Raw genomic sequence first — 21,467 nt, forward strand, 5'->3', positions numbered from 1 at the left:
CCGAGGCGAAACACGCAACGACACAATGATGTGCGGGCTGCCGCCCGCGGGAGGTTACCATGGCATCCGTTCCCTTCGACCAACTGGACGGCTTTATCTGGATGAACGGCGAATTCGTCAAATGGGCCGCCGCCAAGATCCACGTCTTGACCCACGGGCTGCACTACGCCAGCGCGGTATTCGAGGGCGAGCGCGCCTATGGCGGCGAAATTTTCAAGCTGACCGACCACACCGAACGCCTGCATGAGTCGGCGCGCCTGCTTGGCTTCAAGATACCCTACTCGGTCGCCATGATCGACGACGCCTGCCGCACGCTGTTGAAGAAGCAAGGTTTCCAGGACGCCTATGTCCGGCCGATCGCGTGGCGCGGCAGCGAACAAATGGGCGTTTCGGCGCAGAACAGCCGGATCAACTGCGCCATCGCCATCTGGCAGTGGCCGAGTTATTTCGACCCGGCGCAGAAGCTGAAGGGCATCCGCCTCGACATGGCCGAATGGCGCCGCCCCGACCCGCGCACCGCACCGTCGAAATCGAAGGCGGCCGGCCTCTACATGATCTGCACCATATCCAAGCATGCCGCCGAGGCCAAGGGCTATGCCGACGCCATGATGCTCGACTGGCGTGGCCAGGTGGCGGAAGCGACAGGCGCCAACATCTTCTTCGTCAAGGACGGCAAGATCCATACGCCCAAGCCCGATTGCTTCCTCGACGGCATCACCCGCCGCACGGTCATCGGCCTTGCCAAGGACCGCGGTTTGGAGGTGATCGAGCGCGCCATCATGCCGGAAGAGCTTGAAGGCTTCCAGCAGTGCTTCCTCACCGGGACAGCGGCCGAGGTGACGCCGGTTTCGGAGATCGGCCCGTACCGATTCGAGGTCGGTGAGATCGCCAAGACGCTGATGAATGACTATTCTGCAGCCGTTCAACCCAACCACGCGATTGCTGCAGAATAACGAAAGTCACAGCTTTTTTATCAAGTAGGGGCGGTTTTCGGGCCGCCCCTTTTATTTAAGCGTTTGCGCATTTGACTTTCGTCCAATTCGGCGTCTCATGATGGCGTCGGCCCGGGAGGCTGGCAGCTATGGAGGGATTGGAAATATGGATATGAACACGCTTCTTCCGATCATTATTCAGGTGATTACGGGTATCATCGGTGGTCAGGCGGTGGGCGCGGCTATCAAGACGGCGGCGATGGGTCAGCTTCCCAAAATCCTGGGCGGCGCTGTTGGCGGCGTCGGCGGGGCGGCCATCCTCAGCAGCCTGCTGGGCGGTGGGGCGGTCGATCCGGCAGCAGCCGCCACGGCGGCAGGGGCCGGCAGCGCGTTGAACATTCCCAACATCGTTGGCGGTGCCGGCGGCGGCGCCATCCTGACCGGCATCATCGGTGCGGTCATGAACGCGATGAAGAAATAAGCTTTCGACGTTTCAGGCTTTTCAAATGGGCGGCTTCGGCCGCCCATTTCGTTTGCCGTTTGCGGGAGCGGTGGACGCCGTCCGCGTGTGTCTCTACATCAGGGCCTGATTCAACAAGGTTAGAGCTTTCCTGACGCGTTCGAGGGCGCGCGCGGAGCTCCGACAGTGTGAAAGGACAAATATGGGTCAGCTCAACGCCGGCATCGTGCCGGTCACGCCGTTCCAACAGAACTGCACCATCCTCTTCGACATGGACGACAGACAGGGCGTCGTCGTCGATCCGGGCGGCGACATCGACAAGGTGCTGGCGGCGCTCAAGGACAATGCGATCACTGCCGGCGCGATCTGGATCACGCATGGCCATATCGACCATGCCGGCGGGGCCATGGAACTGAAGGAGGCGCTCGATATCGAGATCATCGGCCCGCATGCCGCCGACCGGCCGCTGCTCGCCAATCTCGAGAACCAGGCGAAGCGCTACGGCATCACCGATCCCGTGCGCAACTGTGTCCCCGACCGGTTCCTTGCCGAGGGCGAGACCGTTTCGTTTGGCTCACAGGTGTTTGAGGTATTCCATTGTCCGGGCCACGCACCCGGCCACGTCGTCTACTATAACCGGGCGGCGAAGTTCGCCCATGTCGGCGACGTGCTATTCCGCGGTTCGGTCGGCCGCACCGACCTGCCGGGCGGCGACCACGCCGCGCTGATCGCCTCGATCAAGGAGAAGCTGTTGCCGTTGGGCGACGACATCGGCTTCATCTGTGGCCATGGTCCCGGCGGCCGTTTTGGTGAGGAGCGGCGGAGCAATCCTTATTTGGTCTAAAGCCGGCCTGGTCTGAAACCGCGAAAAACAAAAAGCGCCACCCACCGGGCAGCGCTTTTGTTCCAGAGGGGAAACTGTCTCAGTTGGCAGTGCAGAAATGCTGTTCGCCGTCATAGCCGGTGAACGTGCCGGTACGCGCGTTGAAGCTCTGGTAGCGGTCCGAGCAGTATTCATACCAGCCGCGGGTCCACGGCTCCGCATAGCTTTCGGCATAGGCCACTCGCGGTTGTACGTAATACCGACGCACCGGGGCAGGCCGGTAGTATTCATCATCATAGGCCGGGTCGTAATAGCGGGGCTGCGGGCTGGCGAGCGCACCGCCGATCAGGGCACCGGCCGCAAGACCAAGGACGCCGGCTGCAACGGCGTCGCCGTGGCCGTGGTGGCGGCGGTGATGGCGCCATTCATCGGCACTGGCCGCAGGCAAGGTCGCAAGCGTGGTCGCAACGATCGCGGCGGACAGGATGGCAGTCTTGAAAATTCCGTTCATGTCGGTCTCCTTCGTGCCGGCCCGGGTCGTTTTCGGGGGGATGCGGTCCGGCTTTAACGAAGATTAATATGCGACCGTGGCTGAACGGGGGCTGAACGAAATTTGACCAAGCGGTTCATTTAACTGGGGTTCAAACATGCGGCAAACACCGCAGGCCAGACCGGCCCACGTCCATTCTGTCCGGGGCTGGTTCAGCCGATCGACAGGTTGACGGCTTTCGGACCCTTGCCGCGCTTGTCCGGCTCGGTGTCGAATGTCACTTTCTGCCCATCCTCAAGACCGGGAAGACCCGACGCCTGCACGGCCGAAATATGGACGAAGACATCCTTTGCCCCGTCGTCCGGCGTGATGAAGCCGAAGCCCTTGGCGTGATTGAAGAATTTGACGGTGCCGGTCTGCGGCATGGGAAGCTCCTTTGATCCCACAAGTCCAGTCTCGGGCCGGCAAATGCCCGGACGGAAATTTGTCCTTTATTTTAGTGCCATCGGCAAGAGAAAGTTTTGCGGGTGCCGGCAAGCATCCCGGAACACAAAAGGCGCGACGAAAACCGCCGCGCCTTTATAAAATTCGAGTTCACACCAAAAGCCTTGCAGCATCCTCACACACCCGAAAGGACGCGCGGCACGCCGCCGTTCAGGCGGCGCGGAGATTTACCGCTTTCGGACCCTTACCCATACGGTCGGGCTCGACATCGAAGGTGACCTTCTGACCGTCGACGAGCGTGCGCAGCCCGGAAGCCTCTATCGCCGAGATGTGGACGAATACATCCTTGGCGCCGCCATCGGGCGTAATGAAGCCGAAGCCTTTGGTAGCGTTGAAGAATTTAACGGTGCCGGTCTGGGCCATTGGGGAAACTCCTTCACCCGTGTCAGTCTTGGTGGTTCCGCCCGCCGCCTGGCGCCGTGGGCAAGTCCCGGTGGTTGCTTCGGCAGTCATGCATTGGCGCATGGTAAAACCCCCCGCCGAAAACGGGGCTGTCAGAGATTCACAGTATCGGGGAAAGGTCGTCCAAAACGTTCCGCTCTCCGGGTCGCAAATGCCCGAACACAAAATTTATCGCACGGAAACGTGATGCTTGCAAGATAGAGCCGCGGGCGGCCCAACAGGCGCATCCCGACGCATCGCACCGATAGAACTGGTTCTCCGCGCGGTCATCGGCCAGACGCAACCCAGGCATGGTCCAGCAAGCTGGGCCGGTGCTGTTTTGGACTTGCGCCGGCAACCCGCCTTGGTTTGCATGCGCCAGGCTACAAACGGGGGTTGCATTTGGCAGCAGAATGGCGAGATTGACGAGGATCGGCCCGATGCAGGCGCGATTATGCGGGGGCGGGAGTTTCGAGGGAGGGAATATTCATGCGGCTTCTTGCGGCAATCTTCTCGCGGCAGGGTTTTTCCATCTTGTTCCTGTCGGCAATTCTTGCGGCCTGCACCGTCGTGGTCGACGAGGGGCCAGGGCCGCGCCCGCCACGGCCGGGGCTGCAATTCTGCACCAGGCAATATGACCCGGTCTGCGCCCGGCGCGGCGGCGACCGCCAGACCTTCGCCAATGCCTGCCTTGCCGAACGGGCCGGATACCGCATCATTCGCGAGGGCGAGTGCCGCGGCGGTGGTGGCGGCGGTGAGGAGCAGACATTCTGCACCCGCGAATACCGCCCGGTCTGCGCTCGTCGCCATGGCGAGCTGCGCACATTCCCCAACGAATGCGAAGCCCGCGCGGCGGATTATCGGGTGGTCGATGATGGGCCGTGCTAGCGCACCGGCCTCACTGTTCGTCCGGATAGGCACCATCGGCGGGGCCGACGTAGAGCTCGGCGCCGTCCTCGTTGGAGATGCGCAGGCGATCGGGGATCTGCGGCATCATCAGCGTGTGAAGCAGCGTGGCGGCGCCTTGCAGGGCGGCGCGCAGGTTCGGTGCCTCCAGCGACACTCGATCGAGTATCGCTTCGTCGGCATCGCGCGAGCGGTAGAACTCGATGACGAAGTTCAAGCACGCCTCCAGGCAGATTGTCGTGCGATCGAACCCTAGCCTTTGGACTTGGGTTTCACAGCGGTCTCCGCCTGCTTGACCGCCGAGCCGAAGGGCGAGGCCGGTTTTGCCGCCACCTTGTCCTTCTTGGGCTTGCGTGTCTCGCGATTGCTGCGCTGTTGACCCTTGGCCATTTTCTGATCCCTTATACGTGTTGCGGATTGCTTTCGGCTCAGTTGGCCGGGTTGTCGACCGGTTCGAGATTGTCTTCCGTGGTGACCCGCTCATAGGTCTCCTGATCGCTGCGAATGCGATATTGCGGCGAGCCGTCCTTGACCGGCAGCCGGCTCTTTATCTGGAACAGCTCCGCGGTCTTTTGGGCAAGGCCGGTGCGGCTCTTCATGCGAACAGTCTGGCCGACGGTGAAGATATGCGAGGGCGTGTCCGTGCGCCGCGCACTCTGCTGGAAGCGGATCATGTGGCATTCTCCTGGTCGTGCCGAAGCGCTGCTTCGAGTTCGGCGTAGTCGACGGCGACAAGCCGGCCGGTCGGGCTTTTCACCGTCCTTGCCGGCAGATGGATGAAGGTGGCGACGCGGCGCCAGGCAAGCCACGACATGCCGTCGATCAGTTCCTCGTCGTGGTCGATGTCATAGTCGCCGGCCGGCTGCATGCCATCCAGGCCGCCAAGCACGAAAGGTGCCGCGAAATGCGCGATGGAATGAGTGGTGCGGGCAGACATTCTCGTGCCTTGAAGTTTCTTTCCGGCCTGGCTCCGGAAGCGGAGCCTGCATTGCGGTACCAGGTGTCGGCGATTTGGATCAGTTTGGCGGGCCGAGAACCCTGACGCCGCGAGGGCCCAAGCATGACCCAAAAACGGTTTCATACCATTAGTCCGAAAATGCGGCTTATTCAAGAAGATTCCGGCCTCTTACCCCTACCAACGCAAAATTACTTTTCTATAGTTATTTGCAGAACGATGATACGATCCCGGTGCACCTCAAAAATTGTTTGAAGAACTTCCGGAAAAATTCCTCCGGCATTTGTATTTATTTAGGTGTGAAAGGAAGAGAGTCATGAATTCCGCAAGAACACCGGATGTCCCGACAGTTGCAGTCAATCCCGTCGCAAAGCCGATAAAGGTTATGTCGCCACGCCTCACGATAAGAAGCGACGAGGCGGCAAGGCGAAGGCTTGCCGATACCGACGGCACGGTGCGGCGGGCGCGCCAGCTTGCCGAAAGCAACCGCCTGATTTGACGCGCAGCCATGACACTCAATTTTCCCAATCCCAGCCGCTCCTACGACGCGGCGGCCAAGCGCATTCGTTTCGTTGGCCATGACGGCATGTTCGAAGTCCCGTTCTTCGTCGAGGTTGCGGCACTTTCGGCGGCAAACCCGGCCGCAAGCGGAGCCGAGGCCGAATTTCTCAGTGCCTTCGACGCCAAGCGTTCGTCGATCCACGATATTGCGCGCGAAGCCTACTCGCATGGCCGCAGGAACATGTATGTGCTGACGCCGGCCGACTTCCGCTAGTTTGGGGTTTGCTCCATAGTGCCCGTCGTCTGCTCTTGCACGCGCCGCAGCGATGGCCTAGATCGCGGCAGGCGGACAACACGGCAGGTTTCCCATCAACAGAAATCCGAGACAACCGGCAGGCGCACGTTACGGCTCAGGCGGGCAGCCGCCGCTGGGGCTCGACCAGTACGTGCAGCAGGCGCTGCAGCTGCACCAGGCGGGGCGCCGGCAGGAGGCCGAGGCGCTTTACCGTCAGGTGCTGGCGCAAAAGGCTAACCACTCGGCCGCCGCGCATTTCCTCGGGCTTCTGCTGCACCAGACCGGGCGCAGCGCCGAGGGGCTGGCGCTGATCGAACAATCGGTTCGGCTGCAGCCGAACAATCCGGATTTCCTCAACAATCTCGGCACCGTGCTGCGCGACCTCGGCCGGGTCGCGGCCGCAGCCGATCTCTTCCGCAAGGTGGTGGCAACCAGGCCGGACCAACTGGCGGCGCGCGACAATCTCGGCTCGTCGCTGAAGCAGCTCGGCCAATTCGAAGGCGCCGAGGATATTTATCGCGGTACGATCGGTCGCAACCCGTTCCATGTCCGCGCCCGTGTCGGGCTTGCCGAGACGCTGCAGGAAGCGGGCCGGCTGGATGAGGCATTAGCTGTTTTTCGCGAGGCGCTGACGATCCGGCCGAAGGATGCCGATCTTTTGCATGGCCTGGGTGTCGGGCTGATGGAAAAGGGCAGTCTCGACGAGGCTGCGGATCTTTTCAGGCAGGCGCTGGCGGTGAATCCCGGCATGGCAAGGGCCTGGCTAATGCTCACCCAGGTCAAGCGCCAGAAGGAGCGCGACGCCGAGCTTGCCCGCATGGAGGCGGAGCACGCCAAGGCGCCGCAAGGCAGCCTGCCGCGCATGCAGCTTTCCTTCGGCCTCGGCAAGGCCAATGACGACCTCAGGGATTATGGTCGCGCCTTCGACTATTTCGCCGAAGGCAACGCGATCCGCCGCCAGGGCATCGACTACGACGCCGGCAAGACGCGCGGCGAGTTCGAGGCGATGAAGGCGGTGTTCGACAAGGCCTTTTTTGAAAAGCACAGGCCGAGCGGGATTACCGACGACACGCCGGTCTTCATTGTAGGCATGCCTCGTTCCGGCACCACGCTGGTCGAGCAGATCATCGCCAGCCATCCGAAGGTCTACGGCGCCGGCGAGCTCGGCATATTGAAGACGGCGGTCGGCAAGCAGTTTCCGCTCAGCATGAAGGGCGGCTTTCCCTGGGGCATCGCCGACATGTCCGATAAGGCCTATGCCGAGGCCGGCCAGGCCTATCTCGATATGCTGCACGCCCGCTATCCCGGGTTCCGGCACGTCACCGATAAGATGCCCGGCAATTTCCTGTTGGTCGGTTTCATCCACATGATGCTGCCGCAGGCCAAGATCATCCATTGCGCGCGCGATGCGGCGGCGACCTGCCTGTCGATCTACAAGGTGCACTTCCGCGGCGACAGCCACCGCTACGGCTACGATCTCGGCGAACTCGCCGATTTCCACAATCTCTACACCGACATCATGGCGCACTGGCACGCCGTGCTGCCTGATGTCGTGCACGACGTTCGCTACGAGGATTTCGTCGCCGACCAGGAAGGCCAGTCGCGAGCACTGATCGCCCATCTCGGCCTGCCATGGGACGACGCCGTGCTGTCGTTTCACCGGACCGACCGGCCGGTGCGCACGGCGTCCGCCGCGCAAGTGCGGCAGCCGATGTATCAGGGCTCGGTCGATCTGTGGAAGCGCTATGGCGACCGGCTGAAGCCGCTGCTCGACAGGCTGGCTTAGAGCGCCGCTGGGCCTTAAAAGCGCGTCGCGCTCGATCGGCCTCATGCGACGCGCTTTAGATCCTTGTTTTTATGCATGTCGTTATCGCAAAACCGCTGCGCGACATGCATCAAAGCTCCATAAACGGCTGAAAGCCGCCGAAGATCATGCGCTTGCCGTCGAACGGCATCGTCGACCAGTCCGACTTGATGCGTGGGTCGGCCATCACCTTGGCCATCACCGCGTCGCGGCTCTGCCGCGATTCATAGACGACCCACGAGAAGATGACGACCTCGTCGTCCTTGGCCTGCACGGCGCGCGGGAACGAGGTGATCTCGCCATAGGGCACGTCGTCGCCGACGCATTCGACATAGGCAAGCGCCCCGTGCTCCTTCCAGACGGCGCCGGCGGTTTCCGCCAGCTTCTTGTAGGCATCGAGCTTTGCCTTCGGCACGGCAAGTACGAAACCATCGACATAAGACATCTGATTTCCTCCATGCGATTGTTTTCCGCCCTCTTGAGCGGTGATTTCCGGTACATACCTGTGTGGGGATCCTAAGCCGCTTTCACCGGCGCGTTCATTGCCCATTCGACGCCCAACGGATCACGCATATTGCCCCAGCGGTCGCCCCAGAACATCACCTGTAGCGGCATGACGACCTCGCAGCCGGCATCGACAGCGCGCTTCCACCAGTCGTCGATGTCGTCGCTGCCGAGATGGAGCTGCATGGTGTAGCCCTGCGGCTTCACCGCGGCCATTCCGTGCTCGGGATAGAAATCGGAAATCATCAAGGTCGAGCCGTTGATGTGGAGATGGATATGCATGGTGCGGCCTTGTTCGTCCGGCGGATAGGCAAAGACCTGCTCGGCACCGAAGGCCTTTTGGTAAAATTCGGCGGCTTTGAAAGCGCCGTCCAGCTGAAGGTAGGGCGTCAATCCGCCAAGAACTTTAGCGGCGGGCTGGGTCTGCGGCTGGTCATTCATGTCATTCTCCTCTTTGCGTCTGGTTGGCCTTGCGAACCACAGGACGAACGAGACGGCGACGATCCTACACGGCCAATGCTTTTTTCAGATGTCGGGTTCGAAATGGTGCTTTGCTGCAACGGCGGCGCCTTCATCCTTCGATGCGAATCCGCGGGCTGTTTTGCGCGTCGACGATGATTTCCGGCCAGCCGATGTCTTTGCGCAACTCGATCGGCAATGACAGGATGGCGCGTTCGCTGCGGTAACGGGCACGAGCCGCCGAGTAACGGGTCACGGCGCGGCCTATGGATGACAGAACAGACATGATGCTTTCTCCTCGATTGGCGCCGGCATCACCGTGTCGGCGTCCCAAGGACGTGGCATGAGATCATGATCCGACAGAGCGCCGGAACTTTTTTGCGCAAGACGGGCTCAAGCGGCTGGCGGACGCGCGGACGGGCAGGTCAACCGGAAGCTCTGCTGCCTGCCATCTGTGTGAAAGCGCAGTCGGCCACTCCGTTTCGGAATGGCTTCCCGCGATCCTTCAACCGCCCGTTTCCGCCACTTCCCGGAAGAAGCCTTCCGGGTCGTCGACCTCGGTCAGCCGCCGCTTCTCTATCAGCCAGAAGCGGTTGCCGATGGCGCGGATGAAGGAGCGGTCGTGCGAGGCGAGCAGGCAGCTTGCCTCATGCTCCAGCAGCTCTGCCTCCAGCGCTTCCTGGCCGTCGATGTCGAGATGGTTGGTCGGCTCGTCGAGCAGATAGAAGTTGGGATTGGCGAGCCTGAGCGCCAGCATCATCAGACGCGCCTTCTGCCCGCCGGACAGCACGCCGATCCGACGCTCCTGCATATCGATGCTGACGCCGGCGCCCGCCAGCAGCGAGCGGGCGCGCTGCTCGCCGACGTCGAATTTGCGCGAGAGCATCGCCAGCGGCGTGTCATCGCCGTCGATGCCGGACAGCGCCTGGTCGCTATGACCGAGCACCGTCGACGGCGTCACCTTCAGGTTTTGCGCTGCCGTCTGCGGCTCGACGATGGCGTTCCGGACCAAGCCGATCAGCCGTGACTTGCCGACGCCGTTGCGGCCAAGCAGGACAATGCGGTCGCCTTGGCAGATGTGGCGCTTGCCGGTCCTGAACAGCAGCGTGCCGTCAGGTGTTTCGACCGCCAAATCGTCCAACGTGATCAACACCTTGGCGTGCGTGCCGCGATTGGCGAGCTTGATGGCGCCCGCCGATTTTTCGCGATGCGCGGGTGTTGCGACCTCCTCGAGGCGCTGGGCGCGCTGGTTCAGTTGCCTGGTCTTGACCGTCAAAAGATCGCTGCCGGAATTGATGCCGATATTGTTCAGCTTGGCCGCTTGCCGGCGCAACTGCTGCGCCACCTTCATGTCGCGCTGGAACTTGCGCTCGGTCGAGGCATCGACCTCATCCAGTGCAAGCCGCGCCCGCGAATAGGGCAGCGAAAACACCGGCGACAGTTCCGGGCGCAGGAACAGGGTCCGGTTGGTCGTCGCGTCGAGAAACGCGCGGTCGTGGCTGGCGATGACGACAGGCACCTCGCGCGGCAACGCGTTCAGCCAGGTCTCAAGCTGGCTGATCCTGGCGAGGTCGAGGTGATTGGTCGGCTCGTCGAGAAGCAGGACGTCGGGATCGGTGACCCAGACGCGGGCGATCAACGCCAGCCTTTGCCAGCCGCCGCTCAGCGCCTGCATCGGCCGCTTGCGCATCGGTTCCGGCACGTCGAGGGAATCAAGAACCACATCGACACGCCATTGCTCGCTATCGACCTGTTCGGCCGGCAAGGCATCAGCTACCGCCTGCCGGAAGCTGCGGCTGGCCAGCGCCGCCGGGACGACTTGCTCGACATAGCCAACGAGCAGGCCGCGCGTGCGGGTGATGTCGCCGGAAGTCGGTTCCATTTCGCCGGTCAGGCATTTGAGCAAAGTGGATTTGCCGCGCCCATTGGCGGCGACGATGCCGAGCCGGTCGCCGGTGCCGATGGTGAGGTCGAGATTGGAGAAAAGCGGCGCACTCATGGTGACGCCGAGGGATTTGAGGCTGATCAGGGCCATTTGGGTTTCTCTGGTCTGCCCGGAATACAATTCCGGTTCGATGCACTTTGACGGTGCGCAGGCTGGCCATCAGGCTCGGCGTTGCGGCACCACGAAGGGCAGACCAAGAAAATCGAAGCGGGAAAGAAACCCGGACCGTCTCTGGTCAGCCCTGCAAGCTAGCTCGCAGGGCAGAAATCGGGCCACGCTGACGATGGTGACGAAAAAACGTAAACACGTGAGCCCTCCTTCCAGTCAAGACGTTGAGTGTGCGGGAGCGATTACACCAAAGGCGGGCTTGGTGGCAAGTGGTGCGTTCGGCTGGTTGCACTCTGTTGATTTAAGCAACGGTCGGTGTGCGTTCCCTAGACGCCGTTGGCCGCCCAAATTTGGCGAATGTCGCGATCAGTCTTGCTCAGGGCAGCATCGCCTTCTTTAGTGGAGCCATCGCCGGCAAAGTAAGCAATCCCGAGCGCTGCCCGCTGGCCAGAGTAACGCCCAATTTCTTCCATTATGGCAGTAGCTTCGCGCCACGGCACTGGCTCGTCCTGAATGAGAGCTCGTGCGCACCTAAGCAGTGGCGTTTTCAGCGGATGATCGGATGCCAGTGCCCATTCATCGACAAGCTCAAGCAATCTTTCTTTCAAAACTGTGTTGCCGAATGGTGGGCGACATAGCTCGTGGAGAACACAAAAGGCTGCGTTGAGCGAGATCGACCACCCTTGCGCGATTATGGCCGAAGCGGAACCTGCCTCCGCATATGGAAAGCGAGTATCGATCGACAGTTCAAAAGGTGTTTCAGCGGCGTTGTTTTGAAGCAGCATTATCCCATTGTCTCAGGCCGAACGGACGCACTAATGTCGCCAGCCGAACCTACCGTCCCGGCCGACCCGTCTTGCCGGGGCGGCGCTTTTCGCGGCGAGTATCGGCGGGATCCTCGTAGGAGCCGATACCACTGCGCTGGCGGACAACGGGCTTGTCGGAATCGTTGCGATCCTTCGCGCCCCCCTCTGCCCTGCCGGGCATCTCCCCCACACGGGGGGAGATTGCCTGTGGCTTTGCCGGCACCTTTCCTTCGATCGGCTTTTCTGTGCGCCGCACGGTCATCTCATCGAGCGAATTCTTCTTGAACAGCGGTTTTGTCGAGTCACCGGGGATGCCGAAATCGGAGCCGTGCGCTTCTTCGGCCGACTGTTTCTTGAACAGCGAACGGGACACTGCGCCTGACGGCGTCGTCATGTCGGTGCCAGGCCCCATATCGTCCAGCGACGGCTTGGCAAACAGCGGCTTCTTCACCGGTACGGCGCCGTCGGCGCCCATTTCGTCGAGCTCCGGCTTGCGGAAGAGGTTGGGCCGTGCAGCCTTGGCTGCCTCTTCGGCGGCACGTGCCTCGTCGAGCTTGCGGAAACGCTCCTGTTCCTCTGATGTACGATGTTTGGCCACGCCCTTGTTGTGCTTGCCCTTTTCGCGGCCCGAGACCGGGCTTTCCATGTCGGCATATTTGGCCAAAGGATCGTCGGAGATGGACAGTTCCATCTCGCGCAGCCGCTTGATCTCGTCGCGGATGCGGGCCGCCTTCTCGAAATCGAGGTTGGCGGCGGCGTCGCGCATCTGCTTGTCCATCGCGTCGAGATGGGCTTTCAGATTGTTGCCCATCATCGCGCCGGCGCTGTCGGTGAACTGCGAGATGTCGGCGCGGACATGGTCCTTCTCGTAAACCGAGTCCAGGATGTCCGAAATGCGCGACTTGACCGATTCCGGGGTGATGCCGTTGGCCGCGTTCCACTCCATCTGCTTTTCGCGACGGCGGTTGGTCTCGGCCATCGCCCGCTCCATTGAGCCGGTGATCTGGTCGGCATAGAGGATGACCTTGCCGTCGACGTTTCTGGCGGCGCGGCCGATGGTCTGGATCAGCGATGTCTCGGAGCGCAGAAAACCTTCCTTGTCGGCATCGAGAATGGCGACGAAGCCGCATTCGGGAATGTCGAGGCCTTCGCGCAACAGGTTGATACCGACCAGCACGTCGAAGGCGCCGAGGCGCAGATCGCGCAGGATCTCGATACGCTCCAGCGTGTCGATGTCGGAGTGCATGTAGCGCACGCGAATGCCTTGCTCATGCAGATACTCGGTCAGGTCCTCGGCCATACGTTTGGTCAGCACGGTGACCAGCGTGCGGTAGCCGGCCTTGGTGGTCTCGCGGATTTCGCCCACCACATCGTCGACCTGCGTCTTGGCCGGGCGCACCTCGACCGGCGGGTCGATCAGGCCGGTCGGGCGGATGACCTGCTCGGCGAAAACACCGCCGGACTGCTCCATCTCCCAGCCGCCGGGCGTTGCCGAAACCGCGACGGACAGCGGGCGCATGGCGTCCCACTCCTCGAAGCGCAGCGGCCGGTTGTCCATGCAGGACGGCAGGCGGAACCCGTACTCGGCCAGCGTCGCCTTGCGGCGAAAGTCGCCGCGATACATGCCGCCGATCTGCGGTACGGTGACGTGGCTTTCGTCGACAAAGACCAACGCATTGTCGGGGATGTATTCGAACAAGGTCGGCGGCGGATCGCCCGGCTGGCGGCCGGTCAGATAGCGCGAGTAATTCTCGATGCCGGCGCAGGAGCCGGTCGCCTCAAGCATCTCCAGGTCGAAGCGGGTGCGCTGCTCCAGCCGCTGCGCCTCCAGCAACCGACCGGCCCGTTCGAGTTCGACCAGCCTATGCTTGAGTTCTTCCTTGATCGACTTGATGGCCTGGTTCAAGGTCGGGCGCGGCGTCACATAGTGCGAATTGGCGTAGATCTTGACGCTCTTCAGCTCGCCGGTCTTTTGGCCCGTCAGCGGATCGAATTCGGTGATCGCCTCGATCTCGTCGCCGAACAACGAGATGCGCCAGGCACGGTCCTCGAGGTGAGCCGGGAAGATCTCGATCGTGTCGCCGCGCACCCGGAACGAGCCGCGGACGAAGTTTATGTCCTGGCGCTTGTATTGCTGGGCGACGAGGTCGGCGAGCAACGCGCGCTGGTCTAGGCGGTCGCCGATCTGCATCTGGAAGGTCATCGCCGTATAGGTCTCGACCGAGCCGATACCGTAGATGCAGGAGACCGAGGCGACGATGATGACGTCGTCACGCTCGAGCAGCGAGCGCGTCGCCGAGTGGCGCATGCGATCGATCTGCTCGTTGATCGAGGATTCCTTCTCGATGTAGGTGTCGGTCCGGGGCACATAGGCCTCAGGCTGGTAATAGTCGTAGTAGCTGACAAAATACTCGACGGCGTTTTCCGGGAAGAATTTCTTGAACTCGGAATAGAGCTGCGCGGCAAGCGTCTTGTTGGGCGCCAGGATCAGAGCGGGGCGTTGCGTCTCCTCGATCACCTTAGCCATGGTGAAGGTCTTGCCCGAGCCGGTGACGCCGAGCAGCACCTGGGTGCGGTCGTTGCTGTTGACACCCTCGACCAGATCCTTGATCGCCGTCGGCTGGTCGCCGGCCGGCTCGAAATCCGAGACCATCTTGATGGCGATGCCGCCTTCGGATTTTTCCGGCCGGGCAGGGCGGTGCGGCGTCCACAGCACGCCGTCCTTGTGCAGCGGATTGCCGGATTCGATCAGCGCCGACAGCGCCGCGACGGTGGCGGTGACGCCGCCCGAAGCCATGGTCTCGGCCTCTTCCAGTGAGACATCGAGGCCGGCGACAGGATTGAGACCGGCCGCGGTGCGCTCCCGCGCCGAAGCCGCGCCGCCCATCGAGGTGCCGCGTGCCGTACGGCCGGGGGAAGACGAGCGCTCGGGGATCTTTTTCGCCGACTTCGCTAATTTGCCGCCGACTTTGCCGGAAACGCGCCCTTCCTTCTCGGCTTCCTGCTCGATCTGCTCGGCCCAGTCGGCGATCGAGCCGGTTAGCGGCGCGCCGGTGAGCTCGGCCTGCGGCGCTTCGGCAAAGCCGTGCAGTGGCTCCGAGGCATCGAGGAAATCGGTCAGCGGACTGCGCCGCTTGGGCGGCGATGCGCGATCGTCATTCGCCGGCGGCGGCGTTTTCTTGTCGGAGAGTCTGGCCATGGCCCGAATATGGGAGGTATCGGCCAAAATGGAAAGAGCGGAGTGCCAAGGGGCGCGAGGCACAATCCAGCTGCTGACAGAAGGGTGTCAGGAGCACCGTCCAAGTTTCCCGCTCAATTAAACCAAAGCGCAAATGTCAGAAACCCGGCGCCGCCGAATTGGCGCTGGATCTGGTTGAACTCCTCGCTGGTGAGAATCTTGCCGCGTTCGAGATAGGGCGCGATGGCCGGGCCGGTGATCGACAGCACCAGGTCGAAGGGCTTCGGCTCGTCGAAGAAGCGCTTCATGTTGATGCCTTTGTCGGCGATGCGGAAATGCGGCAGCAAGGTGCGGCCTTCCAGAAGATCCTCGGCCATGGCCAAGGCGGCGAGCCAGGCCTGCACCTGCTGCTCGCCGACGTCGAGGCCGGTGAGCGGGCTGGGGCCTTTCTGCTGCGGCCCGGGCAGCCATTCACGGTCATTGTCGGTTTCGGCGCGGATGGCTTTCCAGTCCTCGCGCGACAGCCGGATCATTTCCATGAGATGGCGGCGTGCCGCTTGCCGGCGCTCCGGCTCGACCACTTGCCAGTTGATGAGGTGCACCAGGGAGATGAAGTCGGCGAGGCGCCATTCGGACGTCAGGATGCCGCCGCCCATGCCGCCGTCCAGCGGCACGAGCGTGTCCTGAAGTGGCAGTTTGGCGTGGGGGAACAGCATGTGGAAGGAGCCGTCGAACGTGTTCCTGAAATCATGCGCCAGCCAGAAGTCGGCCTGCGCCATCAGGAACTCGGCATAGCCCTGCAGCCAATAACCGTCGGCGCGGTCGAAGCGGAACGTGAAGGCGGGTGCGGCCGCGTCTGGCGCACCGCCGCCGCGTGACAGAGACGCCATGACCGCGGCGGCACTTTCGTCCGGCGCGATCTGGCCGTCCTCGTTGAGGTCGATGCCGAGACGGGTCAGGTCGATGACCATGCCGATGTCGGCGTCGGCGGGTACCGAGCCCAGCGTGGCTGCGGATTTCTCCAACCGGTCGCGGAAGGCGACGAGAATGGCGCGGAATTGTTCGTAGGTCAGCGGCTCGGGATCGGCATTGTCCGGCACCGGCAGCCGCATCAGCGGCAGCATGAACGATTGCGGGCTTTCGAAACCGTGGCGGTGCAGACCGCCGGCCAGGATCTCCAGCGCGGTGAAGAATTCACCGGCGCCGGTGGCATAGGCCGATGCAGGATCGCCGGGCGCGGCGGCTTCCAGCGCGGCTAGCGCGCTGTCGCGCTCGGCCACGGTTTTTGCCTCGAACAGGGCCGCCGGTTCGGGAGCCGCGGCTCCGGCCGCGGACAGCGGCAGGAGAAGAACGATGGCGCCTGCCATCAGCCTGGAAAAACGCTTCATCGTGATCGCCCCTTTTGTCGCTCCGCAGTGGATCATACACGCATTTGGTTCGCGCGCCTGTAGCCCTGTGGTTCACCGATAACAGTCGAAGCTTCAATCAATCCGGCGGACGGTTTACACAGGGCAAACGATTGGGCGTCGCGTGTCGAATTATCCGCTTTCCTACAAACTGTCCTGGCTGCCCCGTTTCCTCCGGCCTTCGCTCGGCGGCGCAGCTCGCGGCTTCGCTCCGATGGCGGCAACCCTGCTCGAACCGGCGCCGGCGCGGACGGTACGGCTGGCTTTCGTCGGCGACATCTCGGCGGTGGCCAATCGCAGCGCGCCGGAATGCGATCCGGCGATCGCGGCGCTGCTCGCCTCGGCCGATCTGGTAGTCGGCAATTGCGAAAGCCCGGTGGTGGAACGGCCGAGCGCTGTTTGGGGCACAAGGCTTGGCACGCACCATGCGATGAGCGAGCGGTTTCTTGCCGAGGCGCTGGCCGCCGCCGGCATTTCGCCGGAAAGACTGGTGCTGTCGCTGGCCAACAACCATGTGCTCGACCAGGGCATTGCCGGCTTCGACGAGACCGTTGCCGCGCTGGCGCGGCTCGGCATCCGTACTGTCGGTGCTGGGGTTCCAGTCGAGCGGTTTGCCGTCGGGGCGCTGACCATCGGCCTTGCCGCCTTTACCTTGTGGCGCAATGCCGATGCGGTCCAGTTCGCGGGCCGTGTCTCGATGGCAAGCGATCCGGGACAATGGCCACGCGATACAGTTGAGAGTGTCGACCTCCTCTGCGCGGTACCGCATTGGGATTGGGAATTCCGGCATTTTCCACGTGCGAAGACGCGGGCACTGGCGCGGCTTCTGGCCGAACATGGCGTCGGCCTGGTCGCCGGACATCATGCCCATGTCGTGCAGCCGATCGAGCGGCTCGGCAAGACGCTCGTCGCCTATGGGCTCGGCGATTTCTTCGGCACCGCCTTCGCGCGCCAGCCATGGCCGGGCCGTATCGGCGCCATTCTCGTCGTCGACATCAGCGACGATCTCGACACGCGCGGGGCCATCGCCGCCTACCGGCTGCATGCCTTCATGCGGCTGCGCGCCGGCGATCATGAGCGGCTGGTCCCGGTTGAAGCGCTAGCGGGAAAATCGAGGCAAAGGGTTCTGGCCCGCCTTGATGCGATCTTCGCCGCGCGCTGACGGCTGCGCTGACGCGGTCCACAAAACCAGCTATCATGCGCTACGCGGGCAAGCTTGTGGCGGCGGGTGGGCGATGGAAACAGCGGATTTCATGCCGAGCGAAGCGGTGATCGCCGGCATCAGGAAGAACATCGAGGTCTACGAGGCCGAAAGAGCTTCGGCCCATCGCCAGACGCGCTGGCGGGTGCCGATGTTCATTGGACTGCTGCTGGTGTTGGTTGCGCTTGTGGCCTGGCTCTTCAACGGGGTTGCCGACCCGAACGAGCAGTGGTTCTCGACCCCACATGTGTTCCTCTATATCGGCGGCTTTCTGGCGGCGATCCTGCTCTATTTCCAGGCGATCAAGCCGGCGGGCAAATTGCAGCAGTCGTTCCGCAGCATGCTGCTGCCGATCGTCTTCGGCTTCATCGAGGACATGCGGTACCGGCACAATATCAAGCCGAATTCGTTCGACCGGCTGCCGCGCGAGACGGTTGGCTCGTTCAACCGGCAGTCTTTCGACGATGTTTTTTCCGGCCGCTATGAAGGGTTTCCGTTCGAGCTTTACGAAGCAGATCTCCGGGAAGGGACGGGCAAGAGCACGACGGCAGTGTTCAAGGGTGTCATCGTCGCCTTCGAGACGATCGTGCCGTTCCCGGGCACATTGGTGGCCGCGCGCCGGACCAACAAGGTCGTCGGCTTCTTCCGCGGCATCTTCGGCAGCAAGATGCAGGAACTATCCAGCGGCGTGCCGGAGCTCGATGCCGCCTACGAGTTCCGCACCGACAATATCGAGGCGGCGCAGCCGCTGGTGACCGGCCGGCTGGCGCAGGCGCTACAATGGCTCGGCGAAACCCGGCCGAACGATCCGGCACGCGTTGCGCTCAGCGGCAGCGACGGCTTTCTGCTGCTGCCGCAGGAAAGGAATTTCTTCGAGCTGCCGGATATCTCCACGCGCCTCGACTACACCAAGCATGTCGCGCCGATGATCGCCGACATGGGCGCGATCCTGGCGACAGCGGCGCTGGTGCGAAAGATCGGCGTGAAGGATGTAGAAGCCAGTTGAACTGGATTTCAGCCGTCAACAATCGAAGCCATAGTTCTGGCGATAATAGTCGGCATCATCCTTTGACATCTTTTTGAAGAGAACGCAGACAGTGAAACTTCCCACCCGGCGTCCGTTCTTCATATAGCCCCAGTCGGAAATATCGTCCCGGCTGAATTCGATCTCCTGGCCTGCCACGACGTTGTGAACGGTCTGCGGCTCGTTGTCCAAGGTTCCCGCAAATCCGGCCGCCGTACGGTGGAAGGGAATGACCCAGAAATGTTCCGTGGCGTCCCGGTCCCTGACCATGACTTTCAATTGGAAGTCGGCCGTTCCGGATGGCGGCGCGTCGGCCAATGCCAGGAAGTCGTCGAGACCGGCACGCGCCTGCTCGATAGCGGCCGCCATCTCCGGATCGTCGCCAGCTACGCTGACGACTTTGTCGTCGCCCTGACCAGGGGTTTGCGCGTCGGCTGATACCGAAGCAAACGCGAGCAACAGGGCAAGCGCGGTACGGGCTGCAAGCTTCATGGTGCGACTGCTTTCGACATTTCCGCCAGACAAACCGGATCATCATTCGCCGAACGTCTGATTGGCAACTGGTTTTTGTCTCCATCAGGCGCTATTCCTGGGACAGTGGGGTGGGGCTATGATCGAGGAACGCAAGGGGTTTCGCCTGTCGCGGCGGTTGCTGCTTGGTGCGGCGGTGGTCGGCGGCGCGATGGTCTGGGGCGGGACGACCGTGGCGCGGCTGGCCCGCGGCCCGTCGGCGCAGAAGAATTCCGGGCGCATTGCCGACATTGACGGCATCGACCTGGCGCTGAAGCCGCTGGAGAACGCGCCAGCCTACGATCCGTTGCTGCCATGGCTGGCCAAGGGCGGCGACATCAACGATGCCAGCGGCCTGTCGATGACGCCGGTCTACGGCGTTATCGAAGTCAGCGAGGAAAACCACATTGCGAGCGCGCTGGCCTTTGCCCGCACCAATGGCCTGAAGGTCTCGGTCGCGGCGGTGCGCCACTCGATGGGCGGCCACGCTTTCGATGACAATGCGTTGGTCCTCGACATGCGCAAATTCAACAAGGTCAGCGTCGATGCGGCGGCGAAGACGATGACCTTGCAGCCGGGCGCGCGCTGGCACGACATCCAGGATCTTTTGCACCCGCGCTTTGCGGTGAAGGCGATGCAGTCGACCGACATCTTTTCGGTGGGCGGCTCGCTTTCGGTCAACGCGCATGGCATGGACCACCAGGCCGGCTCGGTCGCCGGCTCGATCCGTTCGATGCGGGTGATGCTGGCCGACGGTTCGGTGACAACCTGCTCACCGGCCGAAAACACCGAACTGTTCCGCCACGTCGTCGGCGGCTACGGCCTGTTCGGCGTGGTGCTGGAGGCGACACTCGACATCGTCGACAACGCCGTCTACCGCACCTCGCGCGAGATCATCAAATCGGACGATTTCCCGACGTTCTTCGCCGAGGCGCTGGAGCCAAACAGGGCGATTGGTCTGTTTTATGGGCATCTGTCGACTGCGCCGGGCAATTTCCTCGAGGATATGATCGTCTATCGCTATGACAAGGTCGCCGACCAGCCGCCGGCCGACCAGCCGGCAATCGGTGAACCGGGCTCGGTTGGGCTCAAGCGGGTGATCATCAACCTGGCGAAATGGGGCAGCCTGTTCCAGGAGCTGAAATGGTTCACCGAAAAGACGCTGGAGCCGCAATTCGAGAGCTGCACGGTGGCGCGGACGACGGCAATGGCCGAGGGCGAGGCCTGCCTGGTCACGCGCAACAACCCGATGCACGATTCAGTGCCCTATCTGTTCAACGACCTGCTCGACGAGACCGACATACTGCACGAATATTTCATCCCGCGGGCGGCCTATAACCCGTTCATCGCGGAAGCGCGCGAGATCCTGCGCAACCAGAGCCTGCCGGTGCTCAACGCGTCGGTACGCATCGTCCACAAGGAGGATGTGGCGCTGAATTATGCGCCGGAGCCGGCCTATTCGCTGGTGCTCTACATCAATCAGCCGACCGACGCCGACGGCAATGCCAGGATGCGGGCACTGACAAGGGCGCTGATCGACGTGACGATCAAGCATGGCGGGCGTTTTTTCCTGCCCTACCAACTCCACTACACGGGCAAGGAGCTGCTTGCCTCCTATCCGGAACTGCCGTCCTTCCTGGCGAAGAAGCGGCAATACGATCCGGGGGAGCTGTTTTCCTCGACTTTTTACCGCGCCATCAAGGCACTGATCGGCACGGCCTGAAGTGCCGGTTACAGACCGTCAGGCAGCTTCGCCGCCAGCCAGTTCGCCGAGCGCCTGGCGATGCCGATCGTTGCCGATGCGGCGCGGCCGAGATCGGTCTTGACCACGGCGTACCCGGTCTTCGTGCGGTAGAGCAGGGCGCTGCCGCCATCGACCGCCGCTTCGTAGGCGACCGGCCGGACGGCTTCTGTTTCCGTCGCCGTCGCCTGCGTTCCGACCGCTGCACTGGGCCGATGGCTCAGTTCTGCTGGCAGCGGCTCTGTCGCGGCCGTACTGGCCGTCGTCAATTCGGGCTCCGAAGTGGTCGCCGCGAGCTGCGATGACGAAGACGAGTTCTGTGTCCGGCAGATGCCCGAGACCAGCGGATAATCGAAATTGCGCTCGTGCAGCATCTGGCTTTTCATCGCCGCTTCGCATTCGGCAATGGTCGACCATTTGGCGGGCGTCTCGCCGATATATTCGCAAAGCCTGGCGTCGCAGTCGCAGCCGACGATGGTCATGGCGACAAGGGCGGTCTTGATCACGGTCTTGTCCCTCCGAATTGCTTGGCGC

26 protein-coding genes are annotated in these 21,467 nt (G+C 62.6%); 10 read left to right on the plus strand and 16 right to left on the minus strand.

The window, feature by feature from the left end:
* Nucleotides 1-59 precede the first annotated feature (59 nt).
* From NKI22_RS14775 to NKI22_RS14785, 3 genes are all read left to right on the plus strand, one after another.
* Nucleotides 60-953, plus strand: a complete 894-nt coding sequence (locus NKI22_RS14775) for a branched-chain amino acid aminotransferase (protein WP_352815417.1) — start codon at nt 60-62, stop codon at nt 951-953.
* A gap of 145 nt (nt 954-1,098) precedes the next feature.
* Nucleotides 1,099-1,413 (plus strand): hypothetical protein, encoded by a 315-nt coding sequence (locus tag NKI22_RS14780; protein ID WP_023719180.1) that lies wholly within the window; start codon nt 1,099-1,101, stop codon nt 1,411-1,413.
* Between the two features lie 181 nt (nt 1,414-1,594).
* Nucleotides 1,595-2,236, plus strand: a complete 642-nt coding sequence (locus NKI22_RS14785) for an MBL fold metallo-hydrolase (protein WP_352496093.1) — start codon at nt 1,595-1,597, stop codon at nt 2,234-2,236.
* A gap of 79 nt (nt 2,237-2,315) precedes the next feature.
* Here the strand turns inward: NKI22_RS14785 and NKI22_RS14790 are convergent, their stop codons facing one another.
* The 3 genes from NKI22_RS14790 to NKI22_RS14800 all read right to left on the minus strand — a co-directional run bounded on the left by NKI22_RS14790 (nt 2,316) and on the right by NKI22_RS14800 (nt 3,572).
* Nucleotides 2,316-2,726 carry a BA14K family protein gene (locus tag NKI22_RS14790; protein WP_352815419.1) on the minus strand — a complete coding sequence of 137 codons (411 nt, stop codon included), beginning with the start codon at nt 2,724-2,726 and terminating at the stop codon, nt 2,316-2,318.
* Between the two features lie 191 nt (nt 2,727-2,917).
* On the minus strand, nt 2,918-3,130 hold the full coding sequence (locus tag NKI22_RS14795) for a cold-shock protein (RefSeq protein WP_006202521.1): 213 nt from the start codon (nt 3,128-3,130) through the stop codon (nt 2,918-2,920).
* A gap of 229 nt (nt 3,131-3,359) precedes the next feature.
* Nucleotides 3,360-3,572, minus strand: coding sequence for a cold-shock protein (locus tag NKI22_RS14800; RefSeq protein WP_006202520.1), 213 nt, complete (start codon nt 3,570-3,572; stop codon nt 3,360-3,362).
* A 507-nt stretch (nt 3,573-4,079) separates the two neighbouring features.
* Between NKI22_RS14800 and NKI22_RS14805 the strand changes: the two genes are divergently transcribed.
* Nucleotides 4,080-4,478 carry a Kazal-type serine protease inhibitor family protein gene (locus NKI22_RS14805; protein WP_352850635.1) on the plus strand — a complete coding sequence of 133 codons (399 nt, stop codon included), beginning with the start codon at nt 4,080-4,082 and terminating at the stop codon, nt 4,476-4,478.
* A 10-nt stretch (nt 4,479-4,488) separates the two neighbouring features.
* Here NKI22_RS14805 and NKI22_RS14810 read toward each other — a convergent pair whose 3' ends face one another.
* Genes NKI22_RS14810 through NKI22_RS14825 form a run of 4 tightly spaced genes read right to left on the minus strand, consistent with a single transcriptional unit; the run spans nt 4,489 to nt 5,433 of the window.
* A complete protein-coding gene (locus NKI22_RS14810; RefSeq protein ID WP_292661267.1) occupies nt 4,489-4,713 on the minus strand; it encodes a hypothetical protein in 225 nt (74 codons plus the stop codon).
* Nucleotides 4,714-4,748: 35 nt separating this feature from the next.
* Nucleotides 4,749-4,886 carry a hypothetical protein gene (locus NKI22_RS14815; RefSeq protein WP_023719175.1) on the minus strand — a complete coding sequence of 46 codons (138 nt, stop codon included), beginning with the start codon at nt 4,884-4,886 and terminating at the stop codon, nt 4,749-4,751.
* A 38-nt stretch (nt 4,887-4,924) separates the two neighbouring features.
* On the minus strand, nt 4,925-5,170 hold the full coding sequence (locus tag NKI22_RS14820) for a hypothetical protein (protein WP_023719174.1): 246 nt from the start codon (nt 5,168-5,170) through the stop codon (nt 4,925-4,927).
* Nucleotides 5,167-5,433 carry a hypothetical protein gene (locus NKI22_RS14825; protein ID WP_352815424.1) on the minus strand — a complete coding sequence of 89 codons (267 nt, stop codon included), beginning with the start codon at nt 5,431-5,433 and terminating at the stop codon, nt 5,167-5,169. Before NKI22_RS14825 ends, NKI22_RS14820 begins: the two co-directional genes overlap by 4 nt.
* Before the next feature lie 334 nt (nt 5,434-5,767).
* Between NKI22_RS14825 and NKI22_RS14830 the strand changes: the two genes are divergently transcribed.
* From NKI22_RS14830 to NKI22_RS14840, 3 genes are all read left to right on the plus strand, one after another.
* A complete protein-coding gene (locus tag NKI22_RS14830) occupies nt 5,768-5,950 on the plus strand; it encodes a hypothetical protein (RefSeq protein ID WP_023719172.1) in 183 nt (60 codons plus the stop codon).
* Between the two features lie 9 nt (nt 5,951-5,959).
* Nucleotides 5,960-6,226 (plus strand): DUF1488 family protein, encoded by a 267-nt coding sequence (locus NKI22_RS14835; protein WP_023719171.1) that lies wholly within the window; start codon nt 5,960-5,962, stop codon nt 6,224-6,226.
* Nucleotides 6,227-6,398: 172 nt separating this feature from the next.
* Nucleotides 6,399-8,033 (plus strand): tetratricopeptide repeat-containing sulfotransferase family protein, encoded by a 1,635-nt coding sequence (locus NKI22_RS14840; protein ID WP_352815426.1) that lies wholly within the window; start codon nt 6,399-6,401, stop codon nt 8,031-8,033.
* Nucleotides 8,034-8,142: 109 nt separating this feature from the next.
* On the opposite strand, the gene NKI22_RS14845 is transcribed toward NKI22_RS14840, so the two are convergent.
* The 7 genes from NKI22_RS14845 to NKI22_RS14875 all read right to left on the minus strand — a co-directional run bounded on the left by NKI22_RS14845 (nt 8,143) and on the right by NKI22_RS14875 (nt 16,439).
* On the minus strand, nt 8,143-8,496 hold the full coding sequence (locus tag NKI22_RS14845; RefSeq protein ID WP_023719169.1) for a DUF1428 domain-containing protein: 354 nt from the start codon (nt 8,494-8,496) through the stop codon (nt 8,143-8,145).
* A 71-nt stretch (nt 8,497-8,567) separates the two neighbouring features.
* On the minus strand, nt 8,568-8,996 hold the full coding sequence (locus NKI22_RS14850) for a VOC family protein (RefSeq protein ID WP_352815427.1): 429 nt from the start codon (nt 8,994-8,996) through the stop codon (nt 8,568-8,570).
* Nucleotides 8,997-9,126: 130 nt separating this feature from the next.
* The gene (locus tag NKI22_RS14855) at nt 9,127-9,300 is read right to left on the minus strand and encodes a hypothetical protein (protein ID WP_352815428.1); all 174 of its coding nucleotides are present in this window, start codon (nt 9,298-9,300) and stop codon (nt 9,127-9,129) included.
* 219 nt (nt 9,301-9,519) lie between these two features.
* Nucleotides 9,520-11,049 (minus strand): ABC-F family ATP-binding cassette domain-containing protein, encoded by a 1,530-nt coding sequence (locus NKI22_RS14860; protein ID WP_352815430.1) that lies wholly within the window; start codon nt 11,047-11,049, stop codon nt 9,520-9,522.
* Nucleotides 11,050-11,393: 344 nt separating this feature from the next.
* Nucleotides 11,394-11,852: a hypothetical protein gene (locus NKI22_RS14865; RefSeq protein WP_352850639.1), complete on the minus strand. Its 459-nt coding sequence runs from the start codon at nt 11,850-11,852 to the stop codon at nt 11,394-11,396.
* A 49-nt stretch (nt 11,853-11,901) separates the two neighbouring features.
* Nucleotides 11,902-15,072: an excinuclease ABC subunit UvrB gene (gene uvrB, locus NKI22_RS14870; protein ID WP_352815433.1), complete on the minus strand. Its 3,171-nt coding sequence runs from the start codon at nt 15,070-15,072 to the stop codon at nt 11,902-11,904.
* Between the two features lie 113 nt (nt 15,073-15,185).
* A complete protein-coding gene (locus NKI22_RS14875) occupies nt 15,186-16,439 on the minus strand; it encodes a hypothetical protein (RefSeq protein ID WP_352815435.1) in 1,254 nt (417 codons plus the stop codon).
* A gap of 142 nt (nt 16,440-16,581) precedes the next feature.
* On the opposite strand from NKI22_RS14875, the gene NKI22_RS14880 reads away from it, so the two are divergent.
* Nucleotides 16,582-17,619, plus strand: coding sequence for a CapA family protein (locus tag NKI22_RS14880; protein ID WP_352640799.1), 1,038 nt, complete (start codon nt 16,582-16,584; stop codon nt 17,617-17,619).
* Between the two features lie 73 nt (nt 17,620-17,692).
* Entirely contained in the window at nt 17,693-18,664 is a 972-nt protein-coding gene (locus tag NKI22_RS14885) for a hypothetical protein (protein WP_352958541.1), read from the plus strand.
* Nucleotides 18,665-18,679: 15 nt separating this feature from the next.
* On the opposite strand, the gene NKI22_RS14890 is transcribed toward NKI22_RS14885, so the two are convergent.
* Nucleotides 18,680-19,174, minus strand: coding sequence for a YegJ family protein (locus NKI22_RS14890; RefSeq protein ID WP_352815439.1), 495 nt, complete (start codon nt 19,172-19,174; stop codon nt 18,680-18,682).
* Between the two features lie 118 nt (nt 19,175-19,292).
* Between NKI22_RS14890 and NKI22_RS14895 the strand changes: the two genes are divergently transcribed.
* A complete protein-coding gene (locus NKI22_RS14895) occupies nt 19,293-20,915 on the plus strand; it encodes an FAD-binding oxidoreductase (RefSeq protein ID WP_352815441.1) in 1,623 nt (540 codons plus the stop codon).
* An 8-nt stretch (nt 20,916-20,923) separates the two neighbouring features.
* Here NKI22_RS14895 and NKI22_RS14900 read toward each other — a convergent pair whose 3' ends face one another.
* Nucleotides 20,924-21,439, minus strand: coding sequence for a hypothetical protein (locus NKI22_RS14900; RefSeq protein WP_023719159.1), 516 nt, complete (start codon nt 21,437-21,439; stop codon nt 20,924-20,926).
* Nucleotides 21,440-21,467 lie beyond the last annotated feature (28 nt).

This window comes from Mesorhizobium sp. M0778 (assembly GCF_040320105.1).
In the GTDB taxonomy this organism is placed as follows: domain Bacteria; phylum Pseudomonadota; class Alphaproteobacteria; order Rhizobiales; family Rhizobiaceae; genus Mesorhizobium.

What these genes read in the sequence shown, in the direction of transcription:
- NKI22_RS14800 (WP_006202520.1), bottom strand. Translation starts at nt 3,572, where the DNA reads ATGGCCCAGACCGGCACCGTTAAATTCTTCAACGCTACCAAAGGCTTC.
- NKI22_RS14890 (WP_352815439.1), bottom strand. Translation starts at nt 19,174, where the DNA reads ATGAAGCTTGCAGCCCGTACCGCGCTTGCCCTGTTGCTCGCGTTTGCT.
- NKI22_RS14795 (WP_006202521.1), bottom strand. Translation starts at nt 3,130, where the DNA reads ATGCCGCAGACCGGCACCGTCAAATTCTTCAATCACGCCAAGGGCTTC.
- NKI22_RS14775 (WP_352815417.1), top strand. Translation starts at nt 60, where the DNA reads ATGGCATCCGTTCCCTTCGACCAACTGGACGGCTTTATCTGGATGAAC.
- NKI22_RS14780 (WP_023719180.1), top strand. Translation starts at nt 1,099, where the DNA reads ATGGATATGAACACGCTTCTTCCGATCATTATTCAGGTGATTACGGGT.
- NKI22_RS14895 (WP_352815441.1), top strand. Translation starts at nt 19,293, where the DNA reads ATGATCGAGGAACGCAAGGGGTTTCGCCTGTCGCGGCGGTTGCTGCTT.
- NKI22_RS14860 (WP_352815430.1), bottom strand. Translation starts at nt 11,049, where the DNA reads ATGGCCCTGATCAGCCTCAAATCCCTCGGCGTCACCATGAGTGCGCCG.
- NKI22_RS14875 (WP_352815435.1), bottom strand. Translation starts at nt 16,439, where the DNA reads ATGAAGCGTTTTTCCAGGCTGATGGCAGGCGCCATCGTTCTTCTCCTG.
- NKI22_RS14830 (WP_023719172.1), top strand. Translation starts at nt 5,768, where the DNA reads ATGAATTCCGCAAGAACACCGGATGTCCCGACAGTTGCAGTCAATCCC.
- NKI22_RS14785 (WP_352496093.1), top strand. Translation starts at nt 1,595, where the DNA reads ATGGGTCAGCTCAACGCCGGCATCGTGCCGGTCACGCCGTTCCAACAG.
- NKI22_RS14850 (WP_352815427.1), bottom strand. Translation starts at nt 8,996, where the DNA reads ATGAATGACCAGCCGCAGACCCAGCCCGCCGCTAAAGTTCTTGGCGGA.
- NKI22_RS14865 (WP_352850639.1), bottom strand. Translation starts at nt 11,852, where the DNA reads ATGCTGCTTCAAAACAACGCCGCTGAAACACCTTTTGAACTGTCGATC.
- NKI22_RS14835 (WP_023719171.1), top strand. Translation starts at nt 5,960, where the DNA reads ATGACACTCAATTTTCCCAATCCCAGCCGCTCCTACGACGCGGCGGCC.
- NKI22_RS14790 (WP_352815419.1), bottom strand. Translation starts at nt 2,726, where the DNA reads ATGAACGGAATTTTCAAGACTGCCATCCTGTCCGCCGCGATCGTTGCG.
- NKI22_RS14805 (WP_352850635.1), top strand. Translation starts at nt 4,080, where the DNA reads ATGCGGCTTCTTGCGGCAATCTTCTCGCGGCAGGGTTTTTCCATCTTG.
- NKI22_RS14825 (WP_352815424.1), bottom strand. Translation starts at nt 5,433, where the DNA reads ATGTCTGCCCGCACCACTCATTCCATCGCGCATTTCGCGGCACCTTTC.
- NKI22_RS14845 (WP_023719169.1), bottom strand. Translation starts at nt 8,496, where the DNA reads ATGTCTTATGTCGATGGTTTCGTACTTGCCGTGCCGAAGGCAAAGCTC.
- uvrB (WP_352815433.1), bottom strand. Translation starts at nt 15,072, where the DNA reads ATGGCCAGACTCTCCGACAAGAAAACGCCGCCGCCGGCGAATGACGAT.
- NKI22_RS14815 (WP_023719175.1), bottom strand. Translation starts at nt 4,886, where the DNA reads ATGGCCAAGGGTCAACAGCGCAGCAATCGCGAGACACGCAAGCCCAAG.
- NKI22_RS14885 (WP_352958541.1), top strand. Translation starts at nt 17,693, where the DNA reads ATGGAAACAGCGGATTTCATGCCGAGCGAAGCGGTGATCGCCGGCATC.
- NKI22_RS14855 (WP_352815428.1), bottom strand. Translation starts at nt 9,300, where the DNA reads ATGTCTGTTCTGTCATCCATAGGCCGCGCCGTGACCCGTTACTCGGCG.
- NKI22_RS14820 (WP_023719174.1), bottom strand. Translation starts at nt 5,170, where the DNA reads ATGATCCGCTTCCAGCAGAGTGCGCGGCGCACGGACACGCCCTCGCAT.